Source organism: Agrobacterium sp. V1, assembly GCF_030518355.1.
Classification (GTDB): domain Bacteria; phylum Pseudomonadota; class Alphaproteobacteria; order Rhizobiales; family Rhizobiaceae; genus Agrobacterium; species Agrobacterium cucumeris.
In genome coordinates, this window is sequence record NZ_JAULSF010000001.1 from 400,737 (window position 1) to 421,267 (window position 20,531).

Annotated in this window: 24 protein-coding genes; 8 read left to right on the top strand and 16 right to left on the bottom strand. The window is 60.1% G+C overall.

Annotated elements, in window-relative coordinates; genetic code table 11:
* Positions 1-16 precede the first annotated feature (16 nt).
* Genes QSV77_RS01890 through QSV77_RS01900 form a run of 3 tightly spaced genes read right to left on the bottom strand, consistent with a single transcriptional unit; the run spans position 17 to position 1,895 of the window.
* On the bottom strand, positions 17-580 hold the full coding sequence (locus QSV77_RS01890) for a biotin transporter BioY (protein WP_262516650.1): 564 nt from the start codon (positions 578-580) through the stop codon (positions 17-19).
* Positions 581-585: 5 nt separating this feature from the next.
* Positions 586-1,218, bottom strand: coding sequence for an energy-coupling factor transporter transmembrane protein EcfT (locus QSV77_RS01895; protein WP_302732360.1), 633 nt, complete (start codon positions 1,216-1,218; stop codon positions 586-588).
* On the bottom strand, positions 1,215-1,895 hold the full coding sequence (locus QSV77_RS01900; RefSeq protein WP_302732361.1) for an energy-coupling factor ABC transporter ATP-binding protein: 681 nt from the start codon (positions 1,893-1,895) through the stop codon (positions 1,215-1,217). The genes QSV77_RS01895 and QSV77_RS01900 overlap by 4 nt, the downstream gene beginning before the upstream one ends.
* Positions 1,896-2,008: 113 nt before the next feature.
* Between QSV77_RS01900 and QSV77_RS01905 the strand changes: the two genes are divergently transcribed.
* Positions 2,009-3,205 (top strand): winged helix-turn-helix domain-containing protein, encoded by a 1,197-nt coding sequence (locus tag QSV77_RS01905; protein WP_302732362.1) that lies wholly within the window; start codon positions 2,009-2,011, stop codon positions 3,203-3,205.
* A gap of 267 nt (positions 3,206-3,472) precedes the next feature.
* Here the strand turns inward: QSV77_RS01905 and ribB are convergent, their stop codons facing one another.
* From ribB to QSV77_RS01920, 3 genes are all read right to left on the bottom strand, one after another.
* The gene (gene ribB, locus QSV77_RS01910; protein WP_065115034.1) at positions 3,473-4,573 is read right to left on the bottom strand and encodes a 3,4-dihydroxy-2-butanone-4-phosphate synthase; all 1,101 of its coding nucleotides are present in this window, start codon (positions 4,571-4,573) and stop codon (positions 3,473-3,475) included.
* Positions 4,574-4,664: 91 nt separating this feature from the next.
* Positions 4,665-5,759 (bottom strand): chorismate synthase, encoded by a 1,095-nt coding sequence (gene aroC / locus QSV77_RS01915; protein WP_302732363.1) that lies wholly within the window; start codon positions 5,757-5,759, stop codon positions 4,665-4,667.
* A 5-nt stretch (positions 5,760-5,764) separates the two neighbouring features.
* A complete protein-coding gene (locus QSV77_RS01920; RefSeq protein WP_302732364.1) occupies positions 5,765-6,154 on the bottom strand; it encodes a hypothetical protein in 390 nt (129 codons plus the stop codon).
* Positions 6,155-6,194: 40 nt separating this feature from the next.
* Between QSV77_RS01920 and QSV77_RS01925 the strand changes: the two genes are divergently transcribed.
* Positions 6,195-6,455 (top strand): DUF1344 domain-containing protein, encoded by a 261-nt coding sequence (locus QSV77_RS01925; protein WP_006309807.1) that lies wholly within the window; start codon positions 6,195-6,197, stop codon positions 6,453-6,455.
* 234 nt (positions 6,456-6,689) lie between these two features.
* Here QSV77_RS01925 and QSV77_RS01930 read toward each other — a convergent pair whose 3' ends face one another.
* The 4 genes from QSV77_RS01930 to QSV77_RS01945 form a co-directional block, all read right to left on the bottom strand.
* Positions 6,690-7,283 (bottom strand): histidine phosphatase family protein, encoded by a 594-nt coding sequence (locus tag QSV77_RS01930; protein WP_110757313.1) that lies wholly within the window; start codon positions 7,281-7,283, stop codon positions 6,690-6,692.
* A gap of 32 nt (positions 7,284-7,315) precedes the next feature.
* Entirely contained in the window at positions 7,316-8,134 is an 819-nt protein-coding gene (fabI, locus tag QSV77_RS01935) for an enoyl-ACP reductase FabI (RefSeq protein WP_142839219.1), read from the bottom strand.
* A 131-nt stretch (positions 8,135-8,265) separates the two neighbouring features.
* A complete protein-coding gene (locus tag QSV77_RS01940; protein WP_302732365.1) occupies positions 8,266-9,381 on the bottom strand; it encodes a DnaJ C-terminal domain-containing protein in 1,116 nt (371 codons plus the stop codon).
* A gap of 208 nt (positions 9,382-9,589) precedes the next feature.
* On the bottom strand, positions 9,590-10,039 hold the full coding sequence (locus tag QSV77_RS01945; protein ID WP_142839910.1) for an RT0821/Lpp0805 family surface protein: 450 nt from the start codon (positions 10,037-10,039) through the stop codon (positions 9,590-9,592).
* Between the two features lie 56 nt (positions 10,040-10,095).
* On the opposite strand from QSV77_RS01945, the gene pdxH reads away from it, so the two are divergent.
* Complete coding sequence (pdxH, locus tag QSV77_RS01950; RefSeq protein ID WP_142839221.1) at positions 10,096-10,716, top strand: pyridoxamine 5'-phosphate oxidase; 621 nt, start codon at positions 10,096-10,098, stop codon at positions 10,714-10,716.
* A gap of 30 nt (positions 10,717-10,746) precedes the next feature.
* Here pdxH and QSV77_RS01955 read toward each other — a convergent pair whose 3' ends face one another.
* The gene (locus tag QSV77_RS01955; RefSeq protein ID WP_302732366.1) at positions 10,747-11,526 is read right to left on the bottom strand and encodes a sulfite exporter TauE/SafE family protein; all 780 of its coding nucleotides are present in this window, start codon (positions 11,524-11,526) and stop codon (positions 10,747-10,749) included.
* Between the two features lie 151 nt (positions 11,527-11,677).
* Between QSV77_RS01955 and QSV77_RS01960 the strand changes: the two genes are divergently transcribed.
* Complete coding sequence (locus QSV77_RS01960) at positions 11,678-11,983, top strand: MazG nucleotide pyrophosphohydrolase domain-containing protein (protein ID WP_271360785.1); 306 nt, start codon at positions 11,678-11,680, stop codon at positions 11,981-11,983.
* 54 nt (positions 11,984-12,037) lie between these two features.
* Here QSV77_RS01960 and QSV77_RS01965 read toward each other — a convergent pair whose 3' ends face one another.
* From QSV77_RS01965 to QSV77_RS01985, 5 genes are all read right to left on the bottom strand, one after another.
* Positions 12,038-12,415 carry a hypothetical protein gene (locus tag QSV77_RS01965; protein WP_302732367.1) on the bottom strand — a complete coding sequence of 126 codons (378 nt, stop codon included), beginning with the start codon at positions 12,413-12,415 and terminating at the stop codon, positions 12,038-12,040.
* 128 nt (positions 12,416-12,543) lie between these two features.
* Positions 12,544-13,218: an HAD family phosphatase gene (locus tag QSV77_RS01970; protein WP_174030826.1), complete on the bottom strand. Its 675-nt coding sequence runs from the start codon at positions 13,216-13,218 to the stop codon at positions 12,544-12,546.
* 4 nt (positions 13,219-13,222) lie between these two features.
* The gene (locus QSV77_RS01975) at positions 13,223-13,660 is read right to left on the bottom strand and encodes a VOC family protein (protein ID WP_110757604.1); all 438 of its coding nucleotides are present in this window, start codon (positions 13,658-13,660) and stop codon (positions 13,223-13,225) included.
* Positions 13,661-13,988: 328 nt separating this feature from the next.
* Positions 13,989-15,404: a metalloprotease TldD gene (gene tldD / locus QSV77_RS01980; protein ID WP_302732368.1), complete on the bottom strand. Its 1,416-nt coding sequence runs from the start codon at positions 15,402-15,404 to the stop codon at positions 13,989-13,991.
* An 83-nt stretch (positions 15,405-15,487) separates the two neighbouring features.
* Positions 15,488-16,012: an invasion associated locus B family protein gene (locus QSV77_RS01985; RefSeq protein WP_003494243.1), complete on the bottom strand. Its 525-nt coding sequence runs from the start codon at positions 16,010-16,012 to the stop codon at positions 15,488-15,490.
* A gap of 413 nt (positions 16,013-16,425) precedes the next feature.
* Between QSV77_RS01985 and coxB the strand changes: the two genes are divergently transcribed.
* The 4 genes from coxB (at position 16,426) to QSV77_RS02005 (ending at position 20,522) form a co-directional block, all read left to right on the top strand.
* On the top strand, positions 16,426-17,322 hold the full coding sequence (gene coxB / locus QSV77_RS01990) for a cytochrome c oxidase subunit II (protein WP_302732369.1): 897 nt from the start codon (positions 16,426-16,428) through the stop codon (positions 17,320-17,322).
* Positions 17,323-17,339: 17 nt separating this feature from the next.
* Entirely contained in the window at positions 17,340-19,049 is a 1,710-nt protein-coding gene (ctaD, locus tag QSV77_RS01995) for a cytochrome c oxidase subunit I (protein ID WP_142839226.1), read from the top strand.
* Between the two features lie 388 nt (positions 19,050-19,437).
* On the top strand, positions 19,438-20,391 hold the full coding sequence (locus tag QSV77_RS02000) for a heme o synthase (RefSeq protein WP_142839227.1): 954 nt from the start codon (positions 19,438-19,440) through the stop codon (positions 20,389-20,391).
* Positions 20,391-20,522: a hypothetical protein gene (locus tag QSV77_RS02005; protein WP_003521105.1), complete on the top strand. Its 132-nt coding sequence runs from the start codon at positions 20,391-20,393 to the stop codon at positions 20,520-20,522. Before QSV77_RS02000 ends, QSV77_RS02005 begins: the two co-directional genes overlap by 1 nt.
* Positions 20,523-20,531: the final 9 nt, after the last annotated feature.

A 20,531-nucleotide genomic window follows, 5' to 3' on the forward strand; every position in this document is an offset into this window, starting at 1 on the left:
CCCGAAGAAAGTCTGTTCAGGCGCGCTGCGGCAGAAGCGGATAACCGGCCATCACGGCACGGCCGGCCAGTGCGGCAAGAACGGCCTTCAGCGCATCGCCGGGAATGAAGGCGAGCGAACCCATGAAGGCCTTTTCGAAACCAAGCCCGACGACCAGCGCCAGATAGGTGATGCCGAAAGCATAAAGCACCACCACGCCGCCGATGAGGCTGGCGACGAAGAAACCGATGCCCTGCGCCAGAGCGGACTGGCTGCGATTGACGAGTTTTTCCGAGAGCGTGCCGGTGATGAAGACAGCTGCGATCCAGCCGATCAGGAAGCCCGTCGTCGGCGTGGTGAAGATGGAAAGACCTCCGCGTCCGCCCGACAGGACCGGCAGGCCGATGGCGGCAATCAGGATCGTCAGCAGAACCGCGAGCGTGCCGCGCTTCGCGCCCAGCACGACGCCGGCCAGCATGACGCCGAGCGACTGCGCGGTGATCGGCACGGGAACGAAACCGAGCGTGATCGGCGGCAGAAGCCCAAGTGCGATGATGATGGCGGAAAACAGCGAAATCAGCACAAGGTCGCGGGTCGTCATGGCGCTCAAAACTCCGGATGGTTATCTGGCGCCAAGCTTTGGCCTCTGAAACCGCGCGCGTCAATGGCGTCGGCAATGGCATCGGCATCCTTCAACGTCATAATGACGAGTGGCACGATGATGGTGGCCATGCGCACGGGCAGACCGCGCGCCCGGTGTGCGTCACGCACCGCATGATACCGGTTGACGATCTCAGGCACGAAACGCACGACGAGCCCGACCGCAAGCCCGATATCGGCAGCCTTGACCAGCCCGAGCCTTTCGAGAGGGGCGGCGGCAAGCGTGATCTCATCCATGAACTGCGAGATGCTGACGGTGATTGTGACGGCGGTGGCAAGCAGCGCCAGCGCCGTCAGCCGCAAAAGATTGACTGTCGCATCATGGGCCGGGAGCAAAAGATAGCTGAAGGCCGCGACGAGGAAAATGGTCAGCATCACCGGCCGCAGCCGCAGGCCGATCTCCCGCAAGGGCAGCCGCGTCTCGCGCAGGATAGCGGCGGCGAGAACCACGGCGCATCCCAGCAACAACAGATCGCGGGTAAGGAACAGTGCGATGCTGAAGCCCATCAGCGTCAGGAGCTTGAGGCGCGGCGAGACGCGGTAGAGCCAGCCCGTGCCTTCAACGTGCAGCGATTTCATTGCGCCACCGCCGCGAGATATTGCGCCCTTGCCTCTTCAGGCGCGGCGTCCGCAATCAGCGCGCCGCCGTGGAAAACCAGCACACGGTCGAAGCCTTCAAGCAGCGGCAGATCATGGGTAATGACGATGAGCGATTGCGACAGCGTCGCCATGGTCTTTTCCACGACAGCCCGGTTTTTGAGATCAAGCTGGTTGGTCGGTTCATCGAGAATAAGGATGTGCGGTTCGGTAACCAGAAGCGCGGCCAGCGCCGCAAGCTGCAGCTCCCCGCCGGAAAGCTCATGCGCGCGTCTCTCCTCAAGATGGGAAATGCCAAGCCGGGCAAGCACGGCCTTCATCCGGGCTTCGGTTTCCGCCTTGCCGAGACCGAGCCGTTTCAGCCCGAAGGCGACATCGTCGCGCACGATCGGCAGGATGATCTGGTTCTGCGGATTCTGGAAGATGAAGCCAACCGTCTGCAGCACCGCCTTGGCGTCCGTCACGGTGTCGAGACCGTTTACCGCAACCTTGCCCTCGCTCGGCTTGTTCAGCCCGTTGATCAGCCGCGCAAAGGTGGTCTTGCCGGAACCATTAAGGCCGATCACGCCGATACGCCGCTCCGTCAATGTCAGAGACAGCGGCTGCAGGGCCTGCCGGCCCTCGAAAGCGACACCGGCGGCGTCGAAACGGATTTCCAAGCTTACATCCTCGCGCTCGTTTTCCGGTTCTATACCCCGTCATCAACAGAAGTGAAACAAGGAACAAAAAAAGAACATTGCAATCCTGAAAAAGCCGTCATACCTTCTGCTCCATGGTGATCAAGGTTTCAAACGAAGCGGCAAGACGAATTTTTCTGGCGCGGCAAGGGCTTTCCTCGCCGCCCGGCAAGGCGCTTTCCAAGAGCGACCTGCTGCAGCTGATAACCGATATCGGTTTTGTGCAGGTGGACAGCATCGGCACGGTGGAGCGCGCCCACCATCAGATTATCTTCTCCCGCAACCAGACCTACAGGCGTGATCATCTGACCACGCTTTTGGAAAAGGACCGGGCGCTGTTCGAGCACTGGACACATGACGCTTCCATCGTGCCGACGGAATTTTATCCCTATTGGAAGCATCGTTTCCGCCGCCGCGAGCCGATCATCCAGGAGCGCTGGCGCAAATGGCACGGCGAGGGTTTCGACGCCGCTTTCGGCGAAACGCTGGAGCGCATTGCGGCAACCGGCCCGGTTCTGGCGCGGGAGTTGAAGGAAGAGGGGCACCAGTCCGGCGGCTGGTGGAACTGGCATCCGTCCAAGACCGCGCTCGAATATCTCTGGCACACCGGCAAGCTGGCGATTGCCGGCCGGGTGAATTTCCAGAAGGTCTATGACCTCGCCGAACGGGTCATTCCCGGCGAGCATCACGAAACCGAGGTGGAACACGTCGAATTTGTCGACTGGGCCTGCCGCGAAGCGCTGAAACGGCTGGGTTTCGCCACCCACGGCGAAATCGCCGCCTTTTTCGATCTCGTCACCCCGCAGGAGGCGAGGGACTGGGTCAAAAGCCATCGCGATGAACTCTGCGAGGTCTCGCTTCTTGCAAGTGACGGCGACACTGCCCGCCCGTCCTATGCCTTTGCAGGTTTCACCGCCGACCTGACCGACGTGCCGGAACCCTCATCCCGCGTCCGCGTCCTCAGTCCGTTCGATCCGCTGTTGCGTGATCGCAACCGCACGGAGCGGCTGTTCGGCTTCTATTATCGCATCGAGGTCTTCGTGCCGGAGCCGAAAAGGCAATATGGCTATTATGTCTTCCCGCTTCTGGAGGGCGACCGCGTGATCGGTCGCATCGACATGAAGGCGGATCGCAAGCGCAGCACGCTGGATGTTCGGCGCCTGTGGCTGGAAACGGGCGTGCGTGCCTCGGCGGGTAGGCTGGAGAAGCTCGACGCCGAACTGGCGCGGCTCGCGAAATTTACGGGGGTGGAGAGCGTGAATTATCTGGAGGGCTGGCGGGAGGAAAGCTGAAGTTTTTCGCTCTGGACACTGTGAGAGTGACATCCCACCACGCGACGCCATCTTCGCAGCTGAGGTAGCCCGGCGTCGCCGCGTGTTTCTTCTCCCCGCCGGGGAGAAGGTGGCCCGAAGGGTCGGATGAGGGGGCAAGCTCTCCGAAATCCGGCAAGGGCGCCCCCTCATCCCGCTGCCGCGGACTTCTCCCCCCCTCGGGGAGAAGAAACAAGGGGCACCCACTCGCTTCACAATTGCCCTGGAAAACCAAGGCAAACCCCAAAATCAGCAGATATCCGTCGCCGAAATCTGGATGCCGAAGCCTTCAAGCCCGACATAATGACGTTCGCGGGTGGTCAGCAGCTTGATGGAGCTGATGCCGAGATCCTTGAGAATCTGCGCGCCGAGACCGATTTCCAGCCATTCGTTTTCGCGCGAACGGGCCTGGGCATGCGCTTCGTCCGGGTCACGCGCCTTGCGGCGTCCGGCCACCTGGCCGACACCGACGGAGCCTTCGCGCAGATAGACGATGACGCCGCGTCCTTCCTCGGCGATCTTCTGCATATAATGCCGCACCGGCTGGCGGTCCCCGAACACGTCGTCGGCGACGTTTTCGGGGTGCAGGCGAACGGGAATGTCAATGCCATCGCGGATATCGCCGAAAATCACCGCCATGTGCTGCATCGGATCCCAGGGCAGGGAATAGGTCTGCGCCTTGGCCGGCCCGAAGGGCGTCTCGATGGTGAAGGAGGATTCCATTTCCACCAGCGTTTCCTTGCGCTGGCGATAGGCGATGAGATCGGCGACCGAAACGTGTTTCATGCCGTGTTTGTCGGCGAAATCCAGCACCTGCGGACCGCGCATCACGCTGCCATCGTCATTCACCAGTTCGCTGATGACGCCGATGGGCGGCAGGCCGGCGAGACGGCAGAGATCGACCGCCGCTTCGGTATGGCCGGAGCGCATCAACACGCCGCCCTCACGGGAAATCAGCGGGAAGATATGGCCCGGCCGGGTGAAATCGGATGCGCCGACATTGGGATTGGCGAGATTGCGCACCGTCAGCGTGCGGTCATCGGCGGAAATGCCCGTCGTTGTGCCGTGTTTGAAATCAACGCTGACGGTGAAGGCCGTCGTATGGGCGCTGTCATTTTCCGCCACCATGGCGTTGAGGTTCAGCCGCTTGGCCTCCTCGCGTGGCATGGGCGCGCAGACGATACCTGACGTGTGGCGCACGATCAGCGCCATTTTTTCCGGTGTGCAGTGAACCGCCGAAATGATCAGATCGCCTTCGTTCTCGCGGTCGTCATCGTCGGTCACAACGACGATTTCACCGGCTTCGAAAGCGCGGATGGCGTCGACAACGCGTTTCTGGTCATAGGCCATGGCGATATCCCCTCACTTCAGAGCAACGGTTCGTTGCTCTTTTTGTTTCTTTAGCGGATTGTCCGAAAACCGCTTCACACTTTTCGGTCCGCTAAAGCCGGCCGGTCTGGCCGCGGTCCCTCAGATAATGGTCGGCAACGGTGCAGGCCACCATCGCCTCACCAATCGGCACGGCGCGAATGCCGACGCAGGGGTCGTGGCGGCCCTTGGTGCGCACATCGACATTGTTGCCGTCGGTATCGATCGACAGGCGCTCCGTCAGAATGGAGGAGGTCGGCTTGATGGCGAAGCGGGCGATGACAGGCTCACCGGTCGCAATACCGCCCAGAATACCGCCGGCATGGTTGGACAGGAAAATCGGCTTGCCGTCATTGCCCATGCGCATCTGGTCGGCGTTTTCTTCACCGGAAAGCTCGGCCGAGGCGAAACCTTCGCCGATCTCCACGCCCTTGACGGCGTTGATCGACATCAGGCTGGAGGTGATATCCTGATCGAGCTTGGCATAAATGGGCGCGCCGATGCCGGCCGGAACCCCTTCCGCCACCACTTCCACGACCGCGCCAATCGAGGAGCCTGCCTTGCGAATGCTGTCCAGATACTCTTCCCAGACAGGCACCATCGCAGCGTCCGGGCAGAAGAACGGGTTCTGGTCGACCTGATTCCAATCCCAGTTATCGCGGTTGATCTTGTGCTTGCCGATCTGCACCAGCGCGCCGCGCACATTGAGGCTTGGCACCACCTTGCGGGCGATCGCACCGGCGGCGACACGCGCCGCCGTCTCGCGCGCGGAAGAACGCCCGCCGCCGCGATAATCACGAATACCGTATTTCAGGTCATAGGTGAAATCCGCATGGCCCGGGCGGAACCGTTTGGCGATCTCGCCATAATCCTTCGAACGCTGATCGGTGTTTTCGATCAGCATGGAAATCGGCGTGCCCGTCGTTATCATCGTCTCACCGTCCTCATCCAGCATCACGCCGGAGAGAACCTTGACGATGTCGTCCTCGCGCCGCTGGGTGACGAAACGGCTCTGGCCGGGTTTGCGCTTGTCCATCCAGTGCTGCACTTCGGCAAGGGTAAAGCGCAGGCCGGGCGGGCAGCCATCCACCACGCAGCCAAGTGCCGGCCCATGGCTTTCTCCCCAGGTGGTAACGCGAAAAAGATGACCGAAGCTGTTATGCGACATAGTTCTCAAAACCGGAAAACAGGGCGCCTGCGGGTAGCGCCGTTTAAAACAAGCGGATTTGTCTTAGTGTAAATCCCGACAAGGCAAAAGCCTTTCTTTCGCTGCGGCAGGATAAGTGCCGAACACGACATCGACAGGCGTCTTCCCCCTCCCGCCGACAGGCGCCGGTTTGAGAGTGGGTGGCGATTCGGGCCGGCGAGCGCGGTTTTTCGAGATGACGGAAATGTAAATGCGCCGCCGTTTTCCACGTTTATCCGCAGTTTTCCAATATTGCCGCGAAATGCGGTGTAAAAATCACTAACGGCTTGAACACGATCCCAAATCCGTTCATCAATTGGGCCGAAAATGTCATGGTTGCGGGCAATTTCCGCCACATTCGAAAGGCAATTCTTCATGCATGTAAGGTTTTCACGCAAATCCACGAAAGCTAGATCGATGCGTATGATGATTGCCGCCCTTCTGGCCACCGCCAACCTGCTGATGCCGATCAACAGCTTCGCCCAGAGCGTTGACGTGGAAGGCACGATCAGCAAGATCGATGCGAACGGGCTGAGCATTACGCTCAACGACGGCAAGACCTACCGCGTGCCGGAAGAGTTCAACTTCGAAGGTTTGAAGGCGGGCGTGAAGGTCGTGGTTTTCTACACGGAAGTGGATGGGAAACGCGTGGTCGACGATCTTCAGGTCGTTGAGTAAGGCGGCCCGGGTTTACGCATCATCATCCTAAAACCGCCGTTGTGAAATGAGCGTTTGCACCTTGTTTCTTCTCCCCGCCGGGGAGAAGTCCGCGGCAGCGGGATGAGGGGGCAAGCTCTCTCATCTGACCCTTCGGGCCATCTTCTCCCCGGCGGGGAGAAGAAATATGCGGCACCGTCCTGCGAATATACAAGCGTCTCAAAGACGCCGCCGAGGGCTATTCCCGGTGCTCCCTCACGACACCCACTCCGCACTGTTCCCGTCGATCTCGACCTTCAAAATCCGGTCCTGCGGGATTTGCGTGCGTGACGCCTCATCCTTGTCCATGCCGGACACCAGCCGGAAGATTGAGCGGATGACGCCGCCGTGGCAGACGCAGACTGTCGGCCTGTCCACGGAGGAGAGCCATGCGCCGATGCGCCAGGAGAGGATTTCGTAGCTTTCGGCGTCCTGGCCGGGGGGAATGAAATCCCACTTGTTGGCCTTGCGCGCCTTCACCCGGTCAGGAAACTCTTTTTTGAGTTCCGGCAGGGTCTGCCCCTCCCAGTCGCCGAAGGAAACTTCGATCAGGCGGTCGTCGGTGCGGTAGGCAAGGGGATCGAGACCCATCGCGCCGCGCATCAGTTCCATGGTTTCGCGCGTGCGCCCAAGCGGGCTTGCCACATAGTCGAAATCCGTGGCCTGCTCGCCGAGCAAATGGGCGAGCAGCCTGCCATTGCCGACCGCCTGCTGGCGGCCGAAATCATTGAGCGGAATGTCTTTCTGGCCCTGAAGCCGGCGTATCGCATTCCAGTCCGTTTGTCCGTGCCGGATCACATAGACGAGCAAGGCGATACCCCTGTTTCAAGCATTCCTGATGGTTAGTCCTTCACCACCGAAATGTCAGGCGCATCCACCGCCTTCATGCCGATGGTGTGATAACCGGAATCGACATGGTGGATTTCACCGGTCACGGCGGTCGAAAGATCGGACAGCAGGTAGAGCGCCGATTTGCCGACTTCCTCGATGGAAACGGTGCGCTTCAACGGCGCATTATATTCGTTCCACTTGAGAATATAACGGAAGTCGCCGATGCCGGAAGCGGCAAGCGTCTTGATCGGGCCGGCGGAAACGGCGTTGACGCGGATGCCGCGATTGCCGAGGTCAACGGCTAGATAACGCACGCTGGCCTCAAGAGCGGCCTTGGCCACGCCCATGACGTTGTAGTTCGGCATCACCTTCTCGGCACCGTAATAGGTGAGCGTGATGATCGAGCCGCCATCATTCATGATGGGCTCCGCACGCTTGGCGACAGCGGCCAGCGAAAACACGGAAATATCCATGGTGCGGTTGAAATTGTCGCGGCTGGTGTCGAGGTAACGACCCGTCAGCTCGTCCTTGTCGGAAAACGCAATGGCGTGCACGACGAAGTCGATCTTGCCCCAGTGCTTTTCCAGAGACGCAAAAACGTCATCGATCGTCCCGAGGTCCGTCACGTCACAGTGGCCAGCCATGAAGGCGCCAAGTTCCTGTGCGAGCGGCTCGACACGCTTCTTCAGCGCGTCACCCTGCCATGTGAGTGCGAGTTCCGCACCTGCATCCGCGCAGGCCTTTGCAATGCCCCAAGCGATTGAACGATTATTGGCGACGCCCATGATGAGGCCGCGTTTGCCAGCCATGAGGCCGGATGCCTGAGCCATTTTATGCTCCCTGATACTTTCGATTGATCCTGCCTATGGCATAGGCTGCAATCCGGTTCAAGATTGCCAAAGATCATCAACTGTTAGGGAACGTAACAAAGGGTGCGTTGTCCCGGCTATTCGCAAAACTTTCACAAATAGAGGCCTTCGCGCATGTGGCGCATGAGGTCGGTCACCTTTTCATCCGGCTTTTCGAGCAGGACAATGCGCAATTCGATGACGAGATCGCCATATTCACCCTTGCCATCGGCAAGGCCCTTGCCGGCAAGCCGCAGCACGCGGTCCGAGCCGGACCAGGCCGGAATGCTGATATTTTCTTCGCCAAGCGGAGTGCGGACTTTCGTTTCGCAGCCCAGAACCGCATCACCGAGCGAGATCGGCAAAGTCGTGTGAATATCGAATCCGCGAATGGAAAAGGCGTCGTCGCGTGCGGCAAGCAACGTCACGGCAAGATCGCCGCGCGCCATGCCGGGAAGTTTCAGCCCCTGTCCCTTTAACCTCACCACATGGCCGTCGGTCATGCCGGGTTCCAGCTGGAAGCGGGCTTCCCGCTCTTCGGCAAGCCCGATGGTAACCCATTTGCGCTCCAGAAGATCGGCAACCGTGATGGTGGCTTCGGCCGTAATATCAGGTGCCTTTTCCGCAACCGGCTGCGGCGTGCGGAACCGGCGCACGAGGGCGCTGAAGAGATTGCCGGCAAGCGAGGCGGGCGTGGATTTGTCGTCAGCAGCGGCCGGTTGTGCCGTTTCACCCGTCCCCGGAATGTCGCTTTTTGTGCCGCTGGCCGCAGCCTTGGCCGCTTCCGCCGCCTGTTGCACCTTGGGGTCGTTCTGTGCATCGGCCCCGAAAATACGCTCGACGATATCCTCGGCCGTCTCAGGTTTCCCGTCGGTTTTCTGGCCGGTTTGCGCCCGGTTGCGGACATCGGCGCGGGCCAGTTCCTCCATCAGCTTCTCAGCCGCCTTGGCGCGTTCGGCAGCCTCGCGCGCCGCTTCACGCTGCTGCATGATGGTTTCGCCGCGCTTCTTCTTCTCGGCCGCCTGGCGGGCCTGATCGTAAAGATCGCGCTTCTTGGGGTCTTTTAAAAGGTCATAAGCCTGCCCGACTTCGGCGAATCGCGCCGAAGCATCGGGATCGTCGCGATTGGCGTCCGGATGGACGGTTTTCGCCTTCGTGCGCCAGGCAGCCTTGATTTCCTCATGGCGGGCGTCACGTTTCACGCCGAGGATCGAATATGGATCGCGCATGCGAAACACCAGTTACGTTGGCTCAGTCTGCCGCCGTTCATGGCGCAATCCTGAAACTAACCCCTCCGAAAAGGGATGCCGCGATCATTCACGTACACGCCCTCGGTTTAATCAACGTCGACTGTTGCAATAAGTTGCTAATCACTCCTTTACGCAGGAAGCGCGGCGCGGGGTGGCCGGGCTTATTCCATGCGCCAAGGTAAATAGATTATTTCTGCTCGAAGCGGGTCATCAACCACTCGCCGGTTTCCGACAGGCAGGCCTGTCCGGAATAAGCGGCCACACCTTCGAAGGAGTGGCGCGTCGTCCTGAAATCGCGGCAGACGAAACCGCTGGATTTGTCTTCGTGAATGGCGGTCACGACGCCGGCGCTGCCGGTTGAGGCATTGGCCCAGGGCAGCGGCTGGTCGGCAAGTTTGGCAAGATCGGCCGATGTCACCGCGTTGCGGATGGTCGCATCATCGGTCTGCTGGCCATTATTTTGCTGGTTGGGAACGGAGGCCGTGGAGAGCGAGCGGTCGACCTTGTCGCCGCCGAACAGATCGAGGCTGACACAACCGCTCAGCACCACGAGCATGGACACGACGGCGGAAACTTCCGCGATCGACGAAAGGAGGCCCTTTGTTCGACTGTTCGACTTTGCTATGACGGTCACCATCTTTCGCCAGAAATCATCTCTGGGGTCCAAATCAGCTCGGGAGCATTTTAGTCAATATGTCGGAAACGGGGTTAACATCCAGTGACTTCACGGAAGAAAATGAACCTTTCACCCTTTTTGCCGAATGGCTGAAGGATGCGACGGCTTCCGAAATCAACGATCCGAACGCGGTAGCGCTCGCAACCGTCGATGAAAATGGCCTGCCGAATGTGCGCATGGTGCTGTTGAAAGACGTCGATGATCGCGGCTTCGTTTTCTATACGAACTTCGAAAGCCAGAAGGGCCGCGAGATCCTTGGCCAGAAAAAAGCGGCCATGTGTTTCCACTGGAAAAGCCTGAGACGACAGGTGCGTCTGCGCGGCGAGGTGGAGATCGTCACGGATGCGGAGGCGGATGCCTATTACGCTTCCCGCCCGCGCGGCAGCCGCATCGGCGCCTGGGCGTCCAAGCAGTCGCGACCGCTGGAAGGCCGTTTCGCGCTGGAAAAGGCGGTGGCCGAATATACCGCCAAATATGCCATCGGCGATATTCCGCGCCCGGCCCACTGGTCCGGTTTTCGCATTCGCCCGGTCAGCATCGAATTCTGGCACGACCGCAAATTCCGCCTGCATGACCGCGTCGAATTCCGCCGCGAGACGCCGGATGCGCCGTGGTCTAAGGTTCGTATGTATCCTTGACGGCGGCGGGGGCAGGCCGGTGCGGCCTGCCTATTTCAACAGCGAATCGAACAGCGGCAGGCCGATGACGGCGGAAATGGCGATCAGGCCGTAGCAGATGCGTCTGAATGCGGCCTCATCGGCAAATCCGTGCAGGCGCGCGCCGGCATAAAGACCCGCCCCGTAAAACGGCAGGGCCAGCAGGAAAAAAACGAAGACATCGGCGGTGAAAAGACCACCGAAAAAATAGCTTGCCGTGGAAATCACGGTCGAAACCGCGAAATAAAGAATGACATTGGCGCGCACGAAGGCGCTTTTGAGCGCCCCGCCAAGCCAATAGGCAACCACGGGCGGCCCACCCAGTTGCGCCGCACCCGAAAACAGCCCGGCCAGAAACCCGGTAAAGAGTGTCAGAGGCGTCTTCGGCCGCCCGCTATACCGCCAGCCGGACAGCAGAAATAACAGAAGCACAACGACCACGGTGGAAATGATCCAGCGCAGGGTCAACGGATCGCCATGGGAAAGCAGCAGGGTTCCAAGCGGCACGCCAACAAGTGCGCCTGCCGCCATGGTGAAAACCTCACGCCGGTCCGCCATGCGAAACGCTGGCGGTATCATGCCAAGCGTCAACACGCCGTCCACCACTAGCAGAACCGCTGACGCGATGCGCGGTCCGACGATCGCGCTTGCCAGCGGAATGAAGATGAGTGCTGCGCCGAAGCCGGAAAAGCCGCGGGCGAGACCGGCGAGAAATGCCGCACCCGCAAACATGGCCAGCAGCGACGGGCTATGGGCGGTGATGAGGGACGAGAAAAAATCGAGATAAGGCATGGGTGACGGCACTGTTTCGAATGACTGTTCCTATCGCGACGGCGGGCATCTGTCGCGGAGATTTCCGTTCAGGGTCGCGAAACATCCTTTCGGATCGACGCGGCCGGAGAATCGTGGTTAGAGTTGTAACTCACGAACAAAGGATGAACAAATGTTTGCTGACACGATGCGTCGGTTTGAAGAGGCCTCGCAAAAATATGCCGCCGAAAACGGAATATTCCGCGATCCGGACTGGTACATGCTGAAGCTTCAGGAAGAGGTTGGCGAAGTCACGCAGGCCTGGAACCGGCTGACGGGGCGCGGGCGCATCAAGGGCAGGAGCAAAGAGGAGATGAAGCGGGATCTGGCCGACGAAACCGCTGATCTCCTCGGCCATGTGCTGTTGCTGGCCCATTATAACGGTCTCGATATTGAAGGAGCGATCGAGCGAAAATGGCGTTTCAGGCCCGGGAGCTGACGATCCGCTGAGAAGGCCCGATCGTTGCGGCATCGTGCCTTTGGTCTGGTGTTTTTATGACAGCGAGACGATAAAGAACAGGATCGCAAGAACGGCGGCTACCGGGGTCATGACCAGCCGTTCTGCGCGGCTCTTCGACATTGCGTTCAATCCAATGCTCACCGCAAGATAGCAGGCGATGATCCAGATACCGGGTTCGATCCAGCTTGCCGGCCAGATCGTTGCGAAGCCTGCCTTTTGCAGCGGAAAAGACGCCATAAGGCCATAGATCGCAAGAGAAGCGACACTTGCAATTCTTTGCCTGACCGGCAGCACACGGCTTGCGCCGCCCCAGGCTAAACGGCCGAAAGGCGCACCGGCGGCGAGGGTGATCTGAAACGCGGAGAGAGCGAGCAATATAAGCGTCGCGAGCGACACGGCGACAAGCAGCATGACCACTCCGGTTAGGGATGCGCCGACGGAGGCGCCTGACCAATATCGGCGTTCCGGCCGTTACGACCTCCGCTATAAGTCTAAATGGCGAAAGGCGTGTGACGCGCATTCACACCATGGCCCACTTTTCAGATCCGTAAAAGCCGTGCGTCTCGCAGCATGTCTGCCACCGCATGGAGATCGCCCATGACGGCAACGCACTTTTCTCGCATTTCCTCGGTCGGCGGCGCCACGTCCGGCACCATGATTGTCATCATGCCGGCCGAAGAGGCGGAGCGGACGCCGGAATAGGAATCTTCCAGCGCAAGGCAGCGGCCCGGCTCGAGGCCGAGGCGCTTTGCGGCGGTGAGATAGGGCATGGGTGCGGGTTTCGGTTCGGTATAATCGCCGCGTGCCACGATGGTGTCGAAGCGCCTGAGAAGATCGTAAGGGCCGAGATGGCGTGTAACCGATGTGTGCTGCGAAGATGTCGCGATGGCGCGGCGGATATCCAGCCGGTCGAGAAGATCGAGGATTTCGGCGACGCCGGGTTTCAGCGCCACACCCTCCGCCATCATCACACCGAGATGCCGCAGCCACGCGTCGCGAAAAGCATCCATGGGAAAATCCGCGCCGTAGTCGGCAAAGATGGTGCCGGTGATGACATCCCAGGGACTGCCACAGACCTTCTGATAGGTCTCGACCTGCATTCCATGGCCGCCTTCCTCCGAAGCCGCCAGAAATGAATCGCGATAAAGCACCTCGCTTTCAATCAGCAATCCGTCCATGTCGAAAACAACCGCATGCGGGCGAAAGGGCAACATGGGCTCAACCGAACCGGAAGGGGCGTTCGCCCAGGCTCTCGAACGGGCGGATGAGATAACCGTCCGGATCGGCGACGATGAATTGCCGATTGCCGACCTCGACCGTGCCGCGCCTGTACCACTTCTCTTCCGGTGCCAGGACGAGGTCGATCGAAGACCGCTCCAGTCGCGTCAGAATGGGTTGCAGGGAAGGAACGGCGAGCTGCAGGTTCATGCCGCGGCCCAACGGAAATTCCAGCCCGGCATTATCAGCCACGAAGGTCCGGGTCGCACCGATCTGGTCGATCATCACCTGTGCCTCATCGAGCGCAAGATAGGCGAAGCCCTCTTCGGGCCGCTCATAAACCACATGAAAACCGATCAGGTCGCAATAAAAGGCGCGGCTTTTCAGCCAGTCGGTGACGGCAAGTTCCGGGACGAGGGCATTGCGTATGATGGTCATGGTCTCCTTGTGCCGCGCAGGCCCGGCGGTGGGAGGAGGGCCTGCCGTGAGGGTGATCTTATCGTCTTCTCGGTGAGGTGCCAGAGGAAACCTCATCATGGCAGCCATGTGCAAGGTTATGGGCTGGGATTGCTGCGGCAGGCTCAACATTTCGCGTGACCGCAACTCTCTCTGCCGTCATGCCGGACTGAATCCGGCATCCGGCCAGCCCAAGTCCTGGGGCGGACAAGACTCTTCTCGCCGCGCAGACGCGCGTCGGCTGGATACCGGCTCAGGGCCGGTATGACGGAATTTGGGACAGACCGCAGCGATCCAAACTCCGAATTCCTTACGCCTTCGTACCGCCAACGGTGATCTGGTCCATGCGCAGATGCGGTTGGCCAACGCCGACCGGCACCCACTGCCCGGCCTTGCCGCAATTGCCGATGCCCGTATCGAGTTTGGAATCATTGCCGATCATCGAGACGCGCTTCATCGCATCAGGTCCGTTACCGATCAGCATGGCGCCCTTCACCGGCGCGCCGATCCTGCCGTTCTCGATGAGGTAAGCCTCGGTGCAGCCGAACACGAATTTGCCCGATGTAATATCCACCTGTCCGCCACCGAAGGAAACGGCATAGATGCCCTTCTTGACCGAGGCGATGATTTCTTCCGGCGTCTTGTCGCCTGATAACATGTAGGTATTGGTCATGCGCGGCATCGGCACATGCGAATAACCCTGTCGGCGGCCGTTGCCGGTGGCCTTTGCGCCCATCAGCCGGGCATTCTGGCGGTCCTGCATATAGCCCACCAGCCGGCCATTCTCGATCAGCACATTATAAGCGGATGGCGTGCCTTCGTCGTCGATGGTGAGCGAACCGCGACGGCTGTCGATGGTGCCGTCATCCACGACGGTGACGCCGGGGGCGGCCACCATCTCGCCCATCAGGCCGGCAAAGGCCGAGGTCTTCTTGCGGTTGAAATCGCCTTCCAGACCGTGACCGACGGCCTCATGCAGCATCACGCCCGGCCAGCCGGAGCCGAGCACCACATCCATGGTGCCGGCCGGTGCATCGATGGCGGTGAGGTTGACGAGCGCCTGGCGCAGCGCTTCATCCGCGCCACGCTGCCAGCTTTCCGTTGTAATGAAGTCGCCGAAGCCAACGCGACCGCCAATGCCATAGGAGCCGCTTTCCTGCCGGTCGCCTTCGCCGGCAACGACGGAAATATTAATGCGGGTCATCGGGCGGATATCGCTGACGCGATGCCCATCGGCGCGCAGAATATCCACCACCTGCCAGCTTGCGGAAATCGTCGCCGTCACCTGCCGGACGTTTTCGTCCTTATCACGCAGATAGGCATCGATATCGGTGAGGAGCTTCACCTTTTCCTCAAAGCTCGGGCTGCCGATCGGGTTTTCGTCGCCATAGAGCTTCTTGTTGGTGCGCTGGGGTGCGGCGGCATAGGAGCCGGAATAACCGCGGGTGACGGCGCCCACCGCATCCGAAGCGCGCTTCAGCGCGCTTTCGGAAAGCTCGCCGGCATGGGCGTAACCCACCGTCTCGCCGGCAACGGCGCGCAGGCCAAAACCCTGATCGGTGTTGAAGGAGCCGCCCTTGAGCCGGCCATTGTCGAAGGTCAATGATTCGGCCTGGGCATGTTCGATGAACAGCTCGCCATCGTCAGCGCCGACGAGCGCCTCTGCGACGAGCTTGCGCAATTGCGTTTCATCGCAATCGAAGAGTTTTACAAGATCGTCGGTCATGGGAGGCTCCAGTCATTATCGTTCAATGACCGATTTAGGCACTGGAGCGGGCAGACGCAAGGCTGCCCGTTGACGACGAGACGTTACGGCAGTGCGTCGTAGCCTTCGGCAAAGCCGGTCAGCTCGATCGGAATGCCGACACGGTCCTGATCGACGGATTCACGCAGCGCAAAAACGGCGGCCTTGCCAGCGCGCAGAACCTTCAGCAACTCGTCGTCAATATCCACTTCCACATAGCAGCCTTCGGAGAAGCAGCGGGTGAAATAGGCGCGGCCGATATTATTATTGTCGATATAGAGCTCCATGCCATCCTTCAGCAGAACGCCAAGCGGCGCGAGGATACGCAGGATGCGCGACTTGCGGTCGGCGGTCTTCAGCACCACCACCGAAAGCCCCACTTCCGGGCGGTCGTCGGCAATGACGTTCTGCATCAGGGCGCATTGCTCTTCCGACGCGCCGGCCGGCTTGTCGCAGATGACAGACCATGCGCCATGCGTCGACTTCGGCGTGCCGGGCGGCTGCTGTTGCGCCAGCGCCGCAGCGGCGGGGGCGATGATGGCAAGACCGGCGGCGGCAAGAAAAGTGCGCGCGAGCGGGGAAAGACGCATGGATACCTCTGGGATTCGAATCAGTGCGGCTATTTTGACGCCATAATCCGGAAAAAAAAGCCTTGGAACCTCAATTCCAGCGGAGTTGGGCGGAAATAGGACCTTTCCGCTTTGTTCATGTGCGTAATTTCTCCGCCCGCCACCCCACCTCCGGCCTGGGCTGGCAGGCTGCAAAACCCTCTGAAAGAAGGGCCTGTGCCGCATTCTGACTGTTTGAAAGCGGTCGCGGCCTATCCATCGTGGTGCGGAGTGCGGGAAAGTCGACCGCCAATTGACCAATGGCAAAATTGGCTGACATCCGTGTCCCGACGCATATTGCGGCAGAGGACAAACTGTGGTTTGAAGTTAGTACCATTAGCATGGATTCTGCGTCTGTGATTGATCTAGATCAGACGCGTGAGGGAGAGGGTACCGTGAGGAATAGGATTTACGCAGCATTGGCGGGGATGACCTGTCTGCTCACGGCTGTCGGCGCCCACGCCGATCAGCCGGTGCATTGGCAAATGGGCATGCAGGAGGCCGCCACGCCGATCATGCACGAAATACGCTGGTTCGAACAATATACGCTTTGGTTCATTGTTCCGGTTACGCTTTTCGTTCTTGTGCTGCTCATCATCGTTGCCCTGAAATTCCGCGCCGCGAAAAATCCGGTGGCTTCCAAGACCAGCCATAATACGGCGATCGAGGTTGTCTGGACGCTGGCGCCGGTGCTCATTCTCCTGTTCCTTGCTTTCCCTTCGTTCAATCTTCTGAACGCGCAGCTGACCCAGCCGGAAAACCCGGATCTGACGCTGAAGGCGACCGCCACGCAATGGCTGTGGAGCTATGAATATGCCGCCGCTGAGGGTGCAGAGCCGCTCTCCTTCGACAGCTATCTGCTGAAAGAGCAGGATCGCGCTGCTGCGGGCAAGGAGGACAAGGCCCGCTATCCGCGTCTTCTTGCGGTAGACAATGAAATGGTCGTTCCGGTCGGAAAGACCGTTCGCCTTCTGGTGACGGCGGCTCCGACCGATGTCATCCACGCCTTCGCCATGCCCGCTTTCGGCGTCAAGATCGATGCCGTTCCGGGTCGTCTCAACGAAACATGGTTCAAGCCGGAGAAGGAAGGCCTTTATTACGGTCAGTGTTCCGAGCTTTGCGGCAAGGACCACGCCTTCATGCCCATCGCCATTCGGGTGGTTTCCGAACAGCAGTACAATGCCTGGCACGCCGCCGCCGCTTCAGATCTGAACGGCGCGAACCGGGCGCTGATGGCCTCTGTCGACGGCGCTCCGCGCACGGTTGACGTTGCCACCAACGAAACCAACTGACGACTGGAGTGACGACAATGGCTGGACCTTCCGCACACGACGATCATCACTCGCATGGTCAATCCGAACACGATGCGCATGCGCATGACGATCATTCGCATGATCATTCCCATAAGCCGGGCTTTTTCGCCCGCTGGTTCCTGTCCACCAACCACAAGGACATTGGCACGCTGTATCTGATCTTCGCCATCATGGCGGGCATCATCGGCGGCGGCCTTTCGGTTGTCATGCGCATGGAGCTGCAGGAGCCTGGCATCCAGATCTTCCACGGTCTGGCGTCCATGGTTTACGGCTTCGAGGGCGATGCCGCCATCGACGGCGGCAAGCACATGTTCAACGTGTTCACCACGGCGCACGCGCTCATCATGATCTTCTTCATGGTCATGCCGGCGATGATCGGCGGTTTTGCCAACTGGATGATCCCGATCATGATCGGCGCTCCTGACATGGCTTTCCCGCGCCTCAACAATATTTCCTTCTGGCTGATCGTTCCGGCCTTCATCCTGCTGCTCCTGTCGCTCTTCGTTGAGGGCCCGGCGGGTGCTTATGGTGTGGGCGGCGGTTGGACCATGTATCCGCCGCTATCGACCAGCGGCATGCCGGGACCGGCGGTGGATCTGGCGATCTTCTCGCTGCACGTTGCCGGCGCGTCTTCGATCCTTGGCGCCATCAACTTCATCACCACCATTCTCAACATGCGCGCCCCGGGCATGACGCTGCACAAGATGCCGCTGTTTGCCTGGTCGGTTCTCGTCACCGCATTCCTGCTGCTGCTGTCGTTGCCGGTTCTGGCGGGTGGCATCACCATGCTTCTGACCGACCGTAACTTCGGCACGGCATTCTTCTCGCCGGAAGGCGGCGGTGATCCGATCCTCTACCAGCACCTGTTCTGGTTCTTCGGCCATCCGGAAGTGTACATCCTGATCCTGCCCGGTTTCGGCATCATCAGCCACATCATTTCCACCTTCTCCAAGAAGCCGGTCTTCGGTTATCTCGGCATGGCCTATGCCATGGTCGCCATTGGCGCGGTCGGCTTCATCGTCTGGGCGCACCATATGTATACGGTCGGCCTGTCGCTCGAAGCGCAGCGTTATTTCGTGTTCGCAACCATGGTCATCGCGGTGCCGACAGGTATCAAGATCTTCTCGTGGATCGCGACCATGTGGGGCGGTTCGTTGACCTTCTCGACCCCGATGATCTGGGCGATCGGCTTCATCTTCCTCTTCACGGTCGGTGGCGTCACCGGTGTGCAGCTCGCCAATGCCGGTCTCGACCGCTCGCTGCATGACACCTATTACGTCGTGGCCCACTTCCACTACGTTCTGTCGCTCGGCGCGGTCTTCGCGATCTTCGCCGGCTGGTATTACTGGTTCCCGAAGATCACCGGCTACATGTATAGCGAGTTCATCGGCAAGCTGCATTTCTGGGTCATGTTCGTCGGCGTGAACCTGATCTTCTTCCCGCAGCACTTCCTCGGTCTCGCCGGCATGCCACGCCGCTACATCGATTATCCCGATGCCTATGCCGGCTGGAATCTGGTGTCGTCTTACGGTTCCTATATCTCGGCCGTTGCCGTGGGCATCTTCCTCTTCGGCGTCTGGGAAGCCTTCGCCAAGAAGCGGATCGCCGGCAACAATCCATGGGGTGAGGGTGCAACGACACTCGAATGGCAGCTGTCTTCGCCGCCGCCTTACCACCAGTGGGAACAGCTTCCGCGCATTCGCTGAATGCCGGACCGGAAGGCGCGGGCGCTGCTCGCGCATTCCGGTTGCTGAAAAAGGGGACGGCGTGGTTGCGTCCGTGCCGTTTCCAAAGGCGGGTGGGTCCACTGCCGCGTGACATTTTGTCCAAGCGAAGCCTGACGTCCGACATGATACATGCCCGGATGTGATAAATGCCAAGTTTGGCCTTTATGAATGAGCAGGCGCAGACGAATGGCGGGGTGGGCGCGGCGACAGGCCGGGCGAATGGTACCGGTTTTGGCCGATGCCGCCCATGCCGAAACGTTCGGACCCAATGAATTGACGCATCGCGCATGCCGGAAATCACCTTCGTTTTCGGGCGGGTGCAAGGGATGTCGCGGCAAGTGGCATCTGAAGGAAAACAGGACAAGAAATGACCGTTATCGACAATCGCGACATGCTGGGTGTTGAAAGCTCCGAACTCTCGGAAGCCGGCGCGCGCGATTATTTCGAATTGCTGAAACCGCGTGTCATGTCGCTGGTCGTCTTCACGGCCTTTGCGGGCCTCGTGCTGGCGCCGGGTGAAATCAACCCGGTGCTTGGGCTGATCGCCATTCTCTGTATCGCCGTCGGCGCCGGCGCATCCGGCGCGCTGAACATGTGGTACGATGCCGATATCGATGCCGTGATGAGCCGCACCGCAAAACGGCCGATCCCTTCGGGCCGCATCGCGCCGCGTGAGGCCCTGGCCTTCGGGCTGACGCTGTCAGCCTTTTCGGTGGTCATCCTCGGCCTTGCAGTCAACTGGTTCTCCGCCGGCCTGCTTGCCTTCACCATCTTCTTTTACGCCGTCGTTTATACGATGTGGCTGAAGCGCTCGACGCCGCAGAATATCGTCATAGGTGGTGCTGCCGGCGCTTTCCCGCCCATGCTCGGCTGGGCCTGCGTCACCGGCGGCGTTTCGCTTGATAGCGTCATCCTGTTCCTCATCATCTTTTTGTGGACGCCTGCGCATTTCTGGGCGCTGGCGCTGTTCAAGATGCGTGATTACGGCTCCGTCGGCATTCCGATGATGCCGAATGTGGCGGGCGAGCGCTCCACCAAGAACCAGATGATCGTTTACGCCGTGCTGACAGCGGCCGCTGCCGTCGCGCCGTATTTCACGGGTCTGGCAAGCGCCGGTTACGGCATTTTCGCCGCGGTGCTGAGCGCTATCTTCGTTTATTGTTCGCTCGATGTCCGGCGCATGCCCGAGGGTGACGAGAAGATGCTGCCCGCCAAGAAGATGTTCGCCTATTCGGTGCTTTACCTCTTCGCCATCTTTTCGGGCCTTCTGGCCGATCATTTCGCTCCGGCCCTGAAGGCCGTGATTTCGGGAGTTCTGTGATGGAAACGGTGGAACTGAGCGCGGCGCAGAAAAAGTCGAGGCGTGGACGCAACATCGCGCTCGGCGTCCTGCTCGCCGGTCTGGTGGTGCTGTTCTACATCATCACCATCATCAAGATCGGCTCGCATTAAGGGCTGATC